The sequence below is a fragment of the Myxococcaceae bacterium JPH2 genome, assembly GCA_016458225.1.
Taxonomy (GTDB): Bacteria; Myxococcota; Myxococcia; order Myxococcales; family Myxococcaceae; genus Citreicoccus.
Map to the genome: position 1 here is coordinate 42,384 of JAEMGR010000017.1, position 13,571 is coordinate 55,954.

General features: G+C 68.1%; 13 protein-coding genes. 11 read left to right on the forward strand and 2 right to left on the reverse strand.

Going from position 1 to position 13,571, the window contains the following annotated elements:
* The first annotated feature begins 108 nt into the window (after window positions 1-108).
* On the forward strand, window positions 109-1,953 hold the full coding sequence (locus JGU66_24755; protein MBJ6763996.1) for an acyl-CoA dehydrogenase: 1,845 nt from the start codon (window positions 109-111) through the stop codon (window positions 1,951-1,953).
* Between the two features lie 24 nt (window positions 1,954-1,977).
* On the opposite strand, the gene JGU66_24760 is transcribed toward JGU66_24755, so the two are convergent.
* Window positions 1,978-2,427 (reverse strand): biopolymer transporter ExbD, encoded by a 450-nt coding sequence (locus JGU66_24760; protein ID MBJ6763997.1) that lies wholly within the window; start codon window positions 2,425-2,427, stop codon window positions 1,978-1,980.
* 12 nt (window positions 2,428-2,439) lie between these two features.
* Entirely contained in the window at window positions 2,440-3,159 is a 720-nt protein-coding gene (locus JGU66_24765; GenBank protein ID MBJ6763998.1) for a MotA/TolQ/ExbB proton channel family protein, read from the reverse strand.
* Window positions 3,160-3,201: 42 nt separating this feature from the next.
* On the opposite strand from JGU66_24765, the gene JGU66_24770 reads away from it, so the two are divergent.
* The 10 genes from JGU66_24770 to JGU66_24815 all read left to right on the forward strand — a co-directional run bounded on the left by JGU66_24770 (window position 3,202) and on the right by JGU66_24815 (window position 13,571).
* Entirely contained in the window at window positions 3,202-4,032 is an 831-nt protein-coding gene (locus JGU66_24770; protein ID MBJ6763999.1) for a DUF4292 domain-containing protein, read from the forward strand.
* 60 nt (window positions 4,033-4,092) lie between these two features.
* Complete coding sequence (locus tag JGU66_24775; protein MBJ6764000.1) at window positions 4,093-4,872, forward strand: general secretion pathway protein GspE; 780 nt, start codon at window positions 4,093-4,095, stop codon at window positions 4,870-4,872.
* 9 nt (window positions 4,873-4,881) lie between these two features.
* On the forward strand, window positions 4,882-5,820 hold the full coding sequence (locus JGU66_24780) for a general secretion pathway protein GspE (protein MBJ6764001.1): 939 nt from the start codon (window positions 4,882-4,884) through the stop codon (window positions 5,818-5,820).
* Window positions 5,821-5,852: 32 nt separating this feature from the next.
* Entirely contained in the window at window positions 5,853-6,842 is a 990-nt protein-coding gene (locus JGU66_24785; GenBank protein ID MBJ6764002.1) for an ABC transporter ATP-binding protein, read from the forward strand.
* Window positions 6,839-7,885, forward strand: a complete 1,047-nt coding sequence (locus JGU66_24790; protein MBJ6764003.1) for an ATP-binding cassette domain-containing protein — start codon at window positions 6,839-6,841, stop codon at window positions 7,883-7,885. Before JGU66_24785 ends, JGU66_24790 begins: the two co-directional genes overlap by 4 nt.
* Entirely contained in the window at window positions 7,854-8,261 is a 408-nt protein-coding gene (locus JGU66_24795) for a DUF2085 domain-containing protein (protein MBJ6764004.1), read from the forward strand. The genes JGU66_24790 and JGU66_24795 overlap by 32 nt, the downstream gene beginning before the upstream one ends.
* A gap of 65 nt (window positions 8,262-8,326) precedes the next feature.
* A complete protein-coding gene (locus JGU66_24800; protein ID MBJ6764005.1) occupies window positions 8,327-8,974 on the forward strand; it encodes an RNA polymerase sigma factor in 648 nt (215 codons plus the stop codon).
* Entirely contained in the window at window positions 8,971-10,386 is a 1,416-nt protein-coding gene (locus tag JGU66_24805) for a zf-HC2 domain-containing protein (GenBank protein ID MBJ6764006.1), read from the forward strand. Before JGU66_24800 ends, JGU66_24805 begins: the two co-directional genes overlap by 4 nt.
* Before the next feature lie 109 nt (window positions 10,387-10,495).
* Window positions 10,496-11,467, forward strand: a complete 972-nt coding sequence (locus tag JGU66_24810) for a pilus assembly protein (protein MBJ6764007.1) — start codon at window positions 10,496-10,498, stop codon at window positions 11,465-11,467.
* A 13-nt stretch (window positions 11,468-11,480) separates the two neighbouring features.
* Window positions 11,481-13,571, forward strand: a complete 2,091-nt coding sequence (locus tag JGU66_24815) for a Tad domain-containing protein (protein ID MBJ6764008.1) — start codon at window positions 11,481-11,483, stop codon at window positions 13,569-13,571.

A 13,571-nucleotide genomic window follows, 5' to 3' on the forward strand; every position in this document is an offset into this window, starting at 1 on the left:
CAAAAATCAGGCGACGCCAAACTTCCTGCGTCCTTACCGGGCCTCTGACCCCAAACCGCTCTTCCGCGTGGCGAGCGGCGGGCAGCGAGCCCTCACGCAGGAGTGGCCATGTCCGCCGGCATCAACACCTACAAGACCGACCTTCGAGAGATCTTCTTCACGCTGTTCGAGCAGTTCGGCTTCGGCCAGGTCGCGGGCCAGGTGCCCTACGAGGCCTGGGGTTCGGACGAGGCTCGGGCGGTGTTGACGGAGACGTACCGCTTCGCGCGCGAGGTGCTGGGGCCCCTCAACTCGGTGGGTGACCGCGAGGGCTGCCGCGTGGAGAAGGGCTCGGTCTTCACGCCCACGGGCTTCAAAGACGCGTGGAAGAAGCTCTACGAGCAGGGCTTCAAGACGGTGGCGGTGAGCCCGGACCACGGCGGCCAGGGCGCTCCGATGATGCTCCAGGTGACGGTGGAGGAGATCCTCTCGGGCTCCAACACGGCGTTCAACATGTACCCGGGCCTGGCGTTCGGCGCGGCCGAGGTCATCGCCGAGTGCGGCACGCCGGAGCAGCAGAAGCAGTTCGTGGAGCGCATGCTCAACGGCACGTGGGGCGGCACCATGTGCCTCACCGAGCCGCACGCCGGCTCGGACGTGGGCGCGGCCAAGTCGACGGCGCGGCGCAACCCGGACGGGACGTACAGCATCCGCGGGACGAAGATCTTCATCTCCGGCGGCGACCACGACATGGCGGACAACATCATCCACCTGGTGCTCGCGCGCATTGATGGTGCGTCGCCCGGCACCAAGGGCCTGTCGCTGTTCATCGTCCCCAAGCGCCGCATCAACGCGGACGGCTCGGCGGGCGCCGCCAATGACGTGGCGGTGGGCTCCATCGAGCACAAGATGGGCATCAACGGCTCGGCCACCTGTGTCATCAACTTTGGCGAGAGCGACAACTGTGTCGGCGAGCTGGTGGGCACCGTCGAGCACGTCGGCATGAGCCAGATGTTCAAGATGATGAACGGCGCGCGCATCGCCGTCGGCATCCAGGGCCTCGGGCTCGCGTCGGCCGCGTACTACAACGCGCTCGACTACGCGAAGGACCGCAAGCAGGGCTCGCACTTCACCAAGTGGAAGGACCCCACCGCGCCGCGCGCCGCCATCATCGAGCACCCGGACGTGCGCCGCATGCTGCTGGAGATGAAGGCCCACATCGAGGGCATCCGCTCGCTCATCATCAAGCTGGCCATGCACCTGGACAAGGCGCGCCAGCTCGCGGGCAAGGATGACGACGCGGCCAGCTACCACCGCGGCCAGGTGGAGGTGCTGACCCCGCTGGTGAAGGCGTACTCGTCGGATCAGGCCTTCCGCCTGTGCGCGCAGGCCATCCAGGTGTACGGCGGCGCCGGCTACATCCAGGACTACCCGGTGGAGCAGTACACGCGCGACTCGAAGATCTTCTCCATCTACGAGGGCACCAACCACATCCAGGCCATGGACCTGGTGGGCCGGAAGATGGGCCAGGCGGGCGGCGCGCACTTCCAGCAGTTCATGGGCGACGTGGGCACCTTCGTGGAGACCCACCGCGAGCACGCCGTCTTCGGCGATGCGGTGAAGACGCTGGCCGCGGCCCAGGAGGGCCTCATGTCCAGCGCGATGGCGCTGTTCGGCTGGTCGCAGGACGGGGCCAAGTTCCCGCTCATCCCGCTGTCCGCCAACCGCTTCCTGCAGATGATGTCCGAGGTCGCGGTGGGCTGGCTGCTGCTGGATGCCGCCATCGTCGCGGAGAAGGCCGCGGCGTCGCTGTCCGCGGACCACCCGGACAAGGCCTTCTACGACGGCAAGAAGTACAGCGCGCTCTGGTACGCCCGGAACGTGCTGCCCAACGTGGAGCACGCCGCTCGGCTGATCGCCCTCGAGGACACCTCCCCGATGGACATCACCGACGCGGCCTTCGCCTCCGTCTGAGCCGAAGGGCGGGGTGCGCGGGGGCTACTCGCCCTCGCGCACGCCGATGGCGAGCTGGGCCAGTCCGGCCTTCTTCGCCAGCTCCATCACCTGGACCACCGTGCCGTGGGGAACACCCTCGTCCGCCTGGACGATGACCACGGTGTCCGGGTTCTGTCCCCGGGCCTGCTCGAAGGCCTTCTTCAGCTCGTCCTGGGACACCACGTTGCCCGCCACGACGAAGCGGCCATCCGCCAGCACCGCCACGGACAGGTCCGTGGTGCGCGCGGTGACGTCCGCGGCGCCGCCCTTGGGCAGGTTCACCTTGAGGCCCGTCTTCACGCCGCCGCCGGGGCCCTGCTGGACGATGACGGTGCTCGTCACCATGAAGATGATGAGCAGCACCAGCATCACGTCCGTCAGCGGCGTGATGTTGATCTCCGCGAACACGCCCTCGTTCTCGTCATCCGACCCTGGCGTCTTTCCCATGCCCATGGCGCGGTCTCCTTACGTCGAAGAGGGCGCGGGCTGCGCGTCCGGGCGGGGAGGGGAGGCGGGGGCTTCCACGACGGGGGGCACGCCCGCGGCGCGCTCCTTGAGCAGCTCGACGAACTCGTCGCCCAACAGGCGCAGCTCCACGAGCACGCGCGACAGCCGGGCCTGGAAGTAGTTGTAGAAGACCATGGCCATGACGGCCACGAGGATGCCCACGGCGGTGGCCACGAGCGCCTCGGAGATGCCCGTCATCACCGCCGACGTGCCGCCGGTGCCGCCGGCCTCCACGTCCAGGCCCAGGTCCTTGAACGAGCGCATGATGCCAGCCACGGTGCCGAACAGGCCCACGAACGGCGTCGTCGAGCCGATGGTGGCGAGGATCCACAGGTTGCGGCGCAGCTTGAGGCCCACCTGGGCGCGCTCGCGCTCCACCGCGGACTCGATGCCCGAGCCGCCCGTGGTGCGGGCCCGCTCCCAGCGCTCGAACCCCGCGAGGAAGATGTCGGCGGCCACCGCGTCGGAGCGCTCGGCCGTGGTGCGCGCGGCGGGCACGTCCCCTCGCAGCAGGTGCTTGTGGATGGTCTCTCCCAAGGCGCGCGAGCGCTCGCTCACCCCCCAGAGGGCGAGCAAACGTTCGATGGCCACGCCCAGCGCGACCACCGAGGCGGCCAGGAGCAGGGCAAGGGTGACACCGCCGAGGCGAAGGTAGTGCAGGAGATCGTTCAGGCTCATGGAGGATGACCGGGCAGGGCCGCCTGGCCCAGACTAGGACATATGAACCGCGCAGCCGCTGCAATCTTCCTGGCCCTGCTTTGTTCGGCCTGCCCCAAGCGACTCGAGTTTGGTCCAGAAGGCCGCATCAGCGACCCGCAGGTGCTCTACCAGCACGTGCGTGAGCGCCAGGCGCAGGTCGTCACGTTGGAGGGCGACGCGAAGGTGCACATCGAGTCGCCGCAGGGCAGCGGCACGCTCAGCATGTTCGTGGGCATCAGTCGCCCCGCGCTCGTCCACCTGGAGACGTTCGACTTCTTCAACCGGCCCGTCGCCTCGCTCACCAGCGACGGCGAGCGCTTCGGTCTGCTCCAGGCCCGCGAGAACACCTACTACCAAGGGCCCTCGAGTCCGGAGAACGTCTCGCGCTTCCTGCCCGTGGTGTTGCCGAGCGAGGAGCTGGTCGCCGTCATGCTCGGCCAGACCCCGCTCATTCCCCCGGAGCGGATGACGCTGGAGCTGGATGAGAAGAACCGGGTCTATGTGCTCACGCTCTACCGAGGCCCCGCGCGTCAGACGCTGCGCGTCGATCCGCGCTACCTGCGCGTGGTGAAGAGCGAGGTGAGCGGCGTGCCGGGCTACGACCTGGCGTTCGATGACTTCAAGCTGCGCGGCGAGCTGCTCTTCCCGGGGAAGGTCTCCCTGGATGCCGCCGCGGCCAATACCAGGCTGGAGCTTCGGTATCAGCGGGTGACACTCAACGGCCGGCCGGATCTCACACTCTACGAGTTGGCGGCCCCCGAGGGCGCGAAGGTGGTGGACGTGGACGCTCAGGGGCGCGAGCTGTCGGGCCCCCACCCGGTGGGTCCTCCGCCACCGGTGCCGGGCTCCTAGGCGGCCGGGCGCGGAAGAATCAGTGGTTTGGCCCAACTCGGGTACACTGGCCCCTACGACATGGCACAGATCAAGCTTGGCGAACTGCTGATCAAGGCGAACGTGCTCCAGGAGAGCCAGCTCAAGGCCGCGCTCGCCGAACAGGCGAAGTGGGGCGGAAAGCTGGGGGAGATCCTGGTCCGGATGAACCTCGTGTCCGAGGACATCCTGGTCCGCGCCCTGTCCAAGCAGCTCGGAATGCCCGCCGTGAACCTGGAGGCGGTGCAGAGCGTTCAGCCGCACGTGAAGGCGAAGATCTCCACGCAGACGGCGCGGGACTTCTCCGTGCTGCCGCTTCAGCTTCGGGATGAGGGCAAGACGCTGGTGGTGGCCATGTCGGATCCGCTCAACGTGCGGATGCTCGACGAGCTGCGCGCCATCACCAAGTGTCGCATCGTGGTGAACGTGGCGGGGCGGACGTCCATCGCGCGCGCGTTCGCCCGCATCTACGAGGAGACGGCCGAGCTGGAGGACGCGGACACCAACTTCAAGGTGGTGGACGCGCAGGGTCGCACTGTCGTCAAGAACCTCAAGGACCTGGACCCTGCCGCGGCCGCGGTGGTGAGCGCCGGGCCTCCTCCTCCGACGAGCGCGGCGCCCCGGAGCGCCGCGGCGCCTCGCGCGCAGGCGCCCGTGGTGGAGGCTCCTCCAGCCCGCGCTGGCGGCAGCCCGGCGGACATGCTCCGCAGCGTCGAGGACGTTCAGCGCAAGGAAGTGGCCGCGCTCAAGGCGATGGTCGAGCTGTGCATCGAGAAGGGCATCTTCTCGCGCGAGGAGTACCTCGCGAAGGTCAAGCGGTAGCCCTCACCCATGCGCAAGAAGATTGGCGAGCTGCTGGTCCAGGCCGGCGTGGTGACCGAGGAGCAGGTCAAGACCGCGCTGGCGTCCGTGCGTCGCGGCCAGGGACGGAAGCTGGGCGAGGTCCTCATCTCCCAAGGCGCGTGCAACACGACGGACATCGCGCGGGCGCTGGCGACTCAGTACGAGCTGCCCTTCGTGGAGCTGCCCGAGAACATCCCCGTCGCGGTGGCGTCGCTCGTGTCGGTGGACTTCCAGTCCGAGCACCGCATCCTCCCGTTCCGCCTGGAGTCAGAGGGGCGGGGCGAGAAGCTGCACGTGGCGGTGGAGGATCCGGCGGACCTGACCATCGTGGACGAGCTGCGGTTCCAGCTCAGCAAGCAGCTGCGCATCTTCGTCGCGTCACCTGACGACATGGACACCGCGCTGGCGCGTGCCCGGGGAGAGCCCTTGGACATCGTGGAGGCAGAGCCACTCGACGAGGAGCCGGTCGCTGCTCCGCCGCGTCCGCGTCCAGCCGCGAGCGCCGCGGCGATGCCCTGGGAGCTGCCCCCGCCTCCGCCGGACGAGTCCAAGTCCTCAGGCGTCGATGTGCTGGAGGACTTGCTCGGGGCGAAGGCGCGCCCGAGTCCCGCGAAGCCGCCGCCGCCGCCCGTTCCGGATGAGGATGAGGCGGAGTCCGGGTCGGGCAAGCCGCGCGTCCCGGTGGTGATGTTCGGGGGCGCCGCGCAGGGCTTGCGACCGTCGGTGGTGCTCACGCCCACGCCCAGCTTCTCGGACGAGGACCTGGCGGTGCTGGACGACCTCGACCGCCTGTCCAAGGGCGAGGAGCCGAGCCTCGACACGGAGAAGGTGAAGCCCGCGCGCATGGTGGCGAGCCTCATCCGGTTGCTGATCCGCAAGGGACTCATCCAGGAGTCGGAGTTCCTGGAGGAGCTGGCGCGGAAGTGACCGTCGGGACGCACCCCGCCTCCGCCGAGCCCGTGCTGGAGGTGCGAGGGCTGACCACGGAGCTGCGGTTGGAGGGCGGCCCGGTGCGCGCCGTGGACGGCGTGTCGTTCTCGGTCCCAGCGGGGAGCACGCTCGGCGTGGTGGGCGAGAGCGGCTGCGGCAAGAGCCTGACCGCGTTGTCGGTGATGCGGCTCGTCCCCGAGCCTGTCGCGCGCATCGTCTCAGGTGAAGTCCGCCTGAGTGGTGTGGACCTCCTGTTGCTCCCGGAGGCGCGGATGCGCGAGGTGCGCGGACGCGCGCTGGGCATGGTGTTCCAGGAGCCGATGACCTCGCTCAACCCCGTGCACACGGTGGGCGAGCAGCTCGCCGAAGGACCTCGGCTCCACCTGGGGGAGTCCCGCCGTCGCGCGCGCGAGCGGGCCGTGGAGTTGCTGCGCACCGTGGGCATTCCGGCGCCCGAGGAGCGCGTGGACGCCTATCCGCACCAGCTCTCCGGGGGCATGCGCCAGCGGGTGATGATCGCGATGGCGCTCGCGTGCGACCCCTCGGTGCTCATCGCGGACGAGCCAACAACTGCATTGGACGTCACGGTCCAGGCGCAGATTCTGGAGCTGCTCAAGCGCGTGCAGGCAGCGCGTCACATGGCCGTGCTGCTCATCACCCACGATCTGGGCGTGGTGGCGGGGCAGTGCGACACCGTCGCGGTGATGTACGCGGGCAGGGTGGTGGAGCACGCGCCCGTGCGCGAGCTGTTCGCGCATCCCGCGCACCCGTACACGGCGGGGCTGTTGCGCTCGATTCCCTCCTGGGATGCGGCACGCGGGGAGTCGGCGGAAGGCGCGCGTCCCCGGCTGCGCGCCATCCCGGGCATGGTGCCTTCCCTGCGACAGCTCCCGAAGGGCTGTGCCTTTCGCGAGCGCTGCGAGCGAGCCGTGGAGCGCTGTGCCCAGGTCGCGCCGCCGCTGGAGGTGAAGCGAGGGACGCAGCTCGCCGCATGTCATCAGCCGGTGCCCGTGTCATGACCGCGCCGCTCGTCCAGGTCCGGGGCTTGAAGGTGCACTTCCCGGTGCGTCGAGGACTGCTAGGGCGGACCCACGGGTGGGTGCGCGCGGTCGAAGGCGTGGACTTCGACGTGGCGCGAGGCGAGACGCTCGGCGTGGTGGGCGAGAGCGGTTGCGGCAAGAGCACCCTCGGGCGCGCATTGCTCCAACTGGTGGACATCACCCAGGGCTCCGTTCGTTTCGACGGGCAGGAGCTGGTGGGGCTCTCTCAACGGCGCGTTCGTCCGCTGCGGCGGCGCATGCAGCTCGTCTTCCAGGACCCGTTCGCGTCGCTCAATCCCCGGATGACCGTGCGGGACATCCTGAGCGAGCCCTTCGTCATCCACGGGCTGGCGCGCGGCGCGGAGCGAGCGCGCGAGCTGCACGGTCTGCTGGACGTCCTCGGGTTGCCGAAGGACGCGCTGGAGCGCTATCCGCACGAGTTCTCCGGCGGTCAGCGCCAACGCATCGGGATTGCACGTGCCATCGCGTTGCGCCCGGAGCTGGTGGTGGCGGACGAGCCGCTGAGCGCGCTCGATGTCTCCATCCAGGCGCAGATCGTCAACCTGCTGGCGGACCTTCAGCGCGAGCGAGGGCTGACCTACGTCTTCATCGCGCACGACCTCAAGGTCGTGGAGTACCTCTCCACCCGCGTGGCGGTGATGTACCTGGGCCGCATCGTGGAGCTGGCTCCGGCGCGGCGGCTGTCGCAGGGGGCTCGGCATCCGTACACCCGCGCGTTGCTGTCCGCGGTGCCCGTGCCCGACCCGATGCATCCGCGCACGCGCCAGGTCCTGCCGGGCGAGCCGCCGTCCCCGCTGTCTCCGCCGGCGGGGTGCGCGTTCCATCCTCGGTGCCCGCAGGCAATGGAGCGGTGCCGGCGCGAGTCACCCCCGCTGTATCCGTTGGCCTCGGGGCACTCGGTCGCCTGCTTCCTCGCGGAAGGCGACGCGCTCGGTGCCGCCCAGGCTTCTTCCCTCGCAGGAGGTTCCGGTGTTCTGGCTCAGCCATCATCACCCGGATGAGTACAACCGCACCTACCTGCTGGGCGGCGTGCGCGTGTGCGCGCGTTGCCTGGGCACGTATCCGGTCCTGGTCGCTGTCTTCCTCGCGCTCTTCGCCCTGCGCGCGCCGCTGATGTTCGGCGCGGAGGTGCCGGTGGGGCTCGTGCTCGTGACGCCCGCGGTCGTCGACTGGGCGGTGGGACGCTTCCGGCCTGGCGCAGGGTCCAACGCCCTGCGCTCGTTGACCGGCGTATTGCTGGGCGCGGGGCTCGGACGCTCGCTGTTCATTCACGTCCAAAGGCCATTGCCCACGGTCCTCTTGGCTCAAAGCGCGCTGGTGACAGCCGTCGCAGTCCCTGTCATTCTGGCTACTTACCGGAAGCCACGTCCGGAATAGACCCTGACCGCGGCATGGTCCGTTAGAGGGCCTGGGCGGTGGGAAGGGAAAGCACCCGTGGCTCCATGAGCAATGGGGGAGTGTTGGGACCGGAGATCTCAGACGAGCGGCTGATGCTCGCCTTCCAGGCGGGAGATGCTCGTGCATTCGAGGCCCTGGTGCGCAGGCACCGGGCGCCGGTCTTCAACTTCATCCTGCGCTTCGTCGGTCACCGGTCGCGGGCGGAGGACGTGCTGCAGGAGACGTGGCTCAAGGTCGTGCGCAGCGCCCGGGAGTACGAGCCCAAGGCCAAGCTGACGACGTGGCTCTACACCATTGCGAGGAACCTCTGCGTGGACAGCACGCGCAAAGAGAGCTACCGCCAGACCTCCTCCTTGGAGGCACCCGCCGCCGGCACCGACGGCGACGAGGGGCGTGCGCTCGGGGAGAGCCTTCCGGACGAAGGCGCCAGCCCGGAGCGGGGCGCTCACAACGCGCGGCTGCGACCCTTGTTGGAGCGTGCGCTCGCCAGCCTTCCAGAAGAGCAACGCGAGGTCTTCATCCTCCGTGAGTACAGCGGCATCCCCTTCAAGGAGATCGCCGAGGTGACGGGCGTGTCCGAGAACACAGTGAAGAGTCGGATGCGCTACGCGCTGGAGGCGCTGCGCCGACGCCTGGGCGAACTGGGCGTGGACGGCGATCTGGCGGAGGATGGAAGGACGGTGGCGGGATGAAAGCGCAGAATCCACACGCGCACGAGGACCGGCTCCTCGACTTCGCCTATGGCGAGCTGCCAGGCCCCGAGGCTCAGGCCGTGGAGGCGCACCTGCAAGGGTGTGTCCGGTGCGCGCGGGCCCTGGAGGACATCCGAGGCGTGCGCGTCACCATGGCCCAGCTCGCCGACGAGCCCGCGCCCGACGCGGGGCTGGAGTCCTTGCTCGCTTATGCGAACCAGGCCGCCCGTCGCGCGGTGGCGGGGCCCGAGCCCAAGCCTTCGCGGTGGCGTCGCTGGCTCCTGCCCGTGGCGGGACTGGCCGCGGTGAGCACCCTGGGCATCCTGTCCATCACGGTGAACGAGAACCTGAAGCTGGCCCCTCCGCTGAAGGAGGCGGACGTCGTGGGTGCCAAGTCGCCCGGCGCGCCGCCCGCGGTCAGCGCGACGCCTGGACTCGAGGCCAAAGCCAAAGGCGCAGTGGCTCCGGCCGCGGCGCCGCGCGACGAGGAGGCCTTGCTGGACAAGGCTGCTCCGAAGCGCAGGGATCGAGGGGCCTACCCGGATCGCTCGGCGGAGTGGATGAACGCCGGCAGCGGGGGGGGGCTGGACACGCGCGCCGAGAAGAGCGCGCCCTCGAAGAAGCAGGTGCTGGAGCTCGGTCAGAAGGACCGGCCACCGCCGCCTCCTCCTCCCGCGCCCACGGCGGCCGTTGTCACTCCCGAGCCCTTGGCGCAGGCCGTCGCCGGACCGCGCTACGACGACTTCGCCAAGGAGGAGCGCTCGTCCTTGCGCATCGGAGGTGCCTCTCGCGCACAGGCAGTGGCGGGCGAGGCGGAAGCCTCCGACGGGCTCGCGGAGAATGCCCCCAGCGCCTCCGCACCAGCCGGTCGAGGAGTCCCAGCCGAAGCTCCGAAAGATGTCGAGGCGCCGAAGCCTGTCGTGGTGTCCAAGCCCGTGAGCAAGGCTGCCCCCGCTCCGTCGCGGCCGTCCGAGCAGGACATGGAGCTCCCGCGCACCTCCGTGGGGAGCGTCATGCCCGGCAAGGCGGATCCGTCAAATCAGGCCCCCAGTCAGGCTCCGATGGCGACTCCCTCGTTGACCTGGCAGGACCTGTCTCGGCAGGCGCAAGCGGCGGCGAGCCAGGGGGATGACGTCCGCGAGCTGCGCCTCCTGCGACAGGCCTTGAGTTCCGGAGCCCCCCGGACGGAGCGCATTCGCATCCTCAACCGCATGTGCGAGCTGGAGTCCGCCCTGGGGCAGGACGACGCGGCGGAGGCGACCTGCAATCGTGCCTTGGCCGAAGCCCCCAACTCGCGAGCAGCCGAGGTGGCGCTGAAGCGGATGCGCAAGAAGTCCGCGCCGGAGCCGGCCCCGGCGGCTGCCTCGCCGGCGCCCCCTCGGACTGAGCCGCCCAACGGCGGAGCCCGCTGAGAGGGTTTGTGTACTTGGCGTGAGAAATTGAGACACCCTGAGCGAGGGTGTTTCGCGACAGTCCATTTGACCGATGCGTCATGTGGGCTGTGCTCTCGATAATGACGACATGAGGCGGTCTGAGAAGGTTGGGGTGGGGGAGTCTGGCCAGGTGGCCGTCGAGTCGGCACTCGTGATGCCGCTCATGGTGTTCCTGGCGCTTGGAATCATCCAGCTCACGATGATCCAGCACGCGAAGCTGATGACGGAGTATGCGGCGTATCAAGCCGCGCGCGCGGGCATCGTCTGGAACGGCAACAACGAGCGCATGCACGACGCGGCCATCGTCGCGTTGCTGCCCACCATGGGGCGCACGGACGACATCGTCGAGCTGGGCAAGACCTGGGGAAAGCACCAGCTCTATGACAAGGCGATGCGCGCGCTGGCGTGGGGCGGCGGCGTCGTGCCGGAGTCGCTGAACGGCTCCAACCTCTTCGGCATCATCCGGGTGGACACCGTCAACCCGGCCTACTTCACGCCCATCGACACCATCTGGAAGCTGCGCGCGGGCTACAACTGGCAGGAGCTGGACTTCGACGGCGCGGACAGCTTCCCGGAAGTGCCCGGCCTCGAGTCGAAGATCATCAAGTTCTTCAACCTGCCCGAGCCGGACGAATCCGAGACCGTCTACCGCAAGGCCACGCGTCTCACCATCCGCCTGCGCTACTGGTACGAGATGCGCGTGCCGTTCGCCAACTGGGTCATCTTCTACGCGTGGTACGCCTCCAACGCGCAGGTCGCGCTGCGCGGCGCCATTGATCGCCCGACGCTGGAGCAGAAGGCGAACATGACGAACCGCACGAAGGACATCAGCGCCCTGCGTGGCAAGGCGCGAGGAATGGACCACGAAGAGGGCTACAACACGGTCTACGCCCCGGAGATGTGGGTCCTCTGGGGGCTGGCGGATGGCAGCATCCCCCTCGTCTCGAAGCTGGTCGGCAAGCGCTACTTCCTGCCCTTGACGGCCACCTACACCATGCGGATGCAGTCCAACTTCCACCGCAAGTGGATCATGCACCTCAAGCCCGACTGGGGCCTGTAAGAGGAATTGCCCCATGTTCACCCGGACCCTCCGACAGAGTTTTCGTCGCCAGGAAGGCCAGGCGCTGGTGCTTGCCGCGCTGTTGGTACTGGTGATGTCCATCGCGGTCGTCACGACCGTCAACATCGGTCATACCGTCCACGAGCGCATCCGCCTGCAGAACACCGCGGACGCGGCCGCCTACTCCATGTCCGCCATGGAGGCGCGGGCGTTCAACTTCTACGCCTACGCCAACCGCACCCAGGCGTCGCACTACGTCTCCGCGATGATGTGGCAGTCGCTGCTGTCACTCATCTATTTCGCGGAGGCCTTCCTCGCGGACACGTATGGATTCATGAAGACGCTGAATCCATGCGCCGGTAAATCCAAGAACATATTCTGGAAGGTCGCTTGTCCCATCCTCGAAGCCTTGCCTTACATCGGGCAGGTTTTGAAAATCATAGACAAGGCGATGGATGCCTGGCGGATGATCGTCAAGGCATTCCATATGCTTGTCCGGACGACCAACCCAGACAAGCTCATTGGCAAATTCATCATTCCCACCCACCGGGTACTCAACAGCGTCCTGTTCTTCGCCTCGCAAGCGGTGATGATGTCGGCGTCCACGCACGTATTGCAGACCACCGACACGGTCATTGCGGACAATGACAAGAACATCAACTCGCTGGTCAGCCAGGGGGTCACGGGCGTCATCAGCCAGTGTCTCTTCGATCAGGCTCACTTCCCGGAGGCAGGTGGGCGTCCGCTGGGCGTGCCTGTCAATCCGTTCAAGCCGATCAAACCCGAGGCGTGGCGACACGATGAGAAGGAGGCGCGCGCCAAGCGAGCCATGGGCGCGGTGGCCAACGCCACCCGCTATGCGTGCGACTCGAAGGGCAGCCTGGGCGTGGGCAGCGTGGACCTCATCTCCTGCCAGGAGCGCTTCATCACGTCCCGTCGCCTGGGAGACCTGATTCCGCTGCCGGACTGGCTGGGCATCCTCCGCGACTGGCTCAACAACGAGATCGACATCCCCGGCGTGTTCAGCTTCGGCAAGCTGGGCCAGACGCGTCTGCTCACGGTCAACAACCCGGACCGGGCGAAGATCGTCAAGACCAACACCGCCCGCAACTACATCCGGGATTGGCGTGAGGGCATCGCGCCGTCGCTCGGCAGCATGGCCCAGGGCGACAACATGGGCTCGGATGACTTGTATTGGCTGAAGTTCGGACCGGCCAACATCCCGGGCTTCCGCAACCCGCTGTCCTGCAAGACCGACGTGAAGGACCCCAGCGAGTGCTGGGGAGATCCGCGCAAGGGTCTCAAGGACACGGGCGGCAAGTACATGCCGTACCAGTACATGGCCAAGACGAGCATCTGGGCCATGAACGCCACCGAGGGTTCATTCCAGAACGGCGGCGTGCACTGGCGCGTGCATCCTCAGCGCATGCCCACCGGTGACACCACGTGGCGCGGGTACACGCGCCCTAGTGGCCCCGAGGGTGAAGTGGGCGTCACGGAGCACAAGATCTGCACCTTGCCCGTGTGCTTCCTGGGGGCGGGGAAGATCAGCGTGTACACGGCGAACGTGCACCCGGCCGAGGACACGAATCACCCGTGGGGCGGCGTCGTCCCGTTCATGCACTTCGAGCCCGGTCAGTTCGACGGTGTCTGCGCTCGCAAGGCGAGCACGGAGACGGCGGCGAAGCGCGACCGGTTCGACTTCAACCAGCCGTCCACCTGGGTGGCGCTGAACAAGTCGCCGGACGAGGTCATGAACAAGGACCTCAAGGACAAGGACGCTGGCACGAACGCGCCCGCGCAGCTCAACGACCAGGGCAAGGTGAAGTTCGCCTTCACGAGCGACAGCAAGGGCCTGGAGATGAAGAACGACCGGAAGAAGTTCGCGGGCTTCGTCGAGGGACTCAACGTCATCACCCGCGGCCAGACGTACTACCACCGGCCGGGCAACTGGACGGAGCATCCGAACTTCTTCAATCCCTACTGGCGCCCGCGACTGGCGTCCGTGTACCAGGGCCGAGGCACGCTGCCGCTCATCACGACGCTGGAGTCACAGCTCCCCACCCAGGTTCGCGGCATCGCGGCCAAGGTCATCACCCATTGA

Excerpts from the sequence above, each read along its gene's own strand:
- JGU66_24770 (MBJ6763999.1), top strand. The coding sequence starts at position 3,202 with ATGAACCGCGCAGCCGCTGCAATCTTCCTGGCCCTGCTTTGTTCGGCC.
- JGU66_24775 (MBJ6764000.1), top strand. The coding sequence starts at position 4,093 with ATGGCACAGATCAAGCTTGGCGAACTGCTGATCAAGGCGAACGTGCTC.
- JGU66_24805 (MBJ6764006.1), top strand. The coding sequence starts at position 8,971 with ATGAAAGCGCAGAATCCACACGCGCACGAGGACCGGCTCCTCGACTTC.
- JGU66_24810 (MBJ6764007.1), top strand. The coding sequence starts at position 10,496 with ATGAGGCGGTCTGAGAAGGTTGGGGTGGGGGAGTCTGGCCAGGTGGCC.
- JGU66_24815 (MBJ6764008.1), top strand. The coding sequence starts at position 11,481 with ATGTTCACCCGGACCCTCCGACAGAGTTTTCGTCGCCAGGAAGGCCAG.
- JGU66_24765 (MBJ6763998.1), bottom strand. The coding sequence starts at position 3,159 with ATGAGCCTGAACGATCTCCTGCACTACCTTCGCCTCGGCGGTGTCACC.
- JGU66_24800 (MBJ6764005.1), top strand. The coding sequence starts at position 8,327 with ATGAGCAATGGGGGAGTGTTGGGACCGGAGATCTCAGACGAGCGGCTG.
- JGU66_24780 (MBJ6764001.1), top strand. The coding sequence starts at position 4,882 with ATGCGCAAGAAGATTGGCGAGCTGCTGGTCCAGGCCGGCGTGGTGACC.
- JGU66_24755 (MBJ6763996.1), top strand. The coding sequence starts at position 109 with ATGTCCGCCGGCATCAACACCTACAAGACCGACCTTCGAGAGATCTTC.
- JGU66_24790 (MBJ6764003.1), top strand. The coding sequence starts at position 6,839 with ATGACCGCGCCGCTCGTCCAGGTCCGGGGCTTGAAGGTGCACTTCCCG.
- JGU66_24760 (MBJ6763997.1), bottom strand. The coding sequence starts at position 2,427 with ATGGGCATGGGAAAGACGCCAGGGTCGGATGACGAGAACGAGGGCGTG.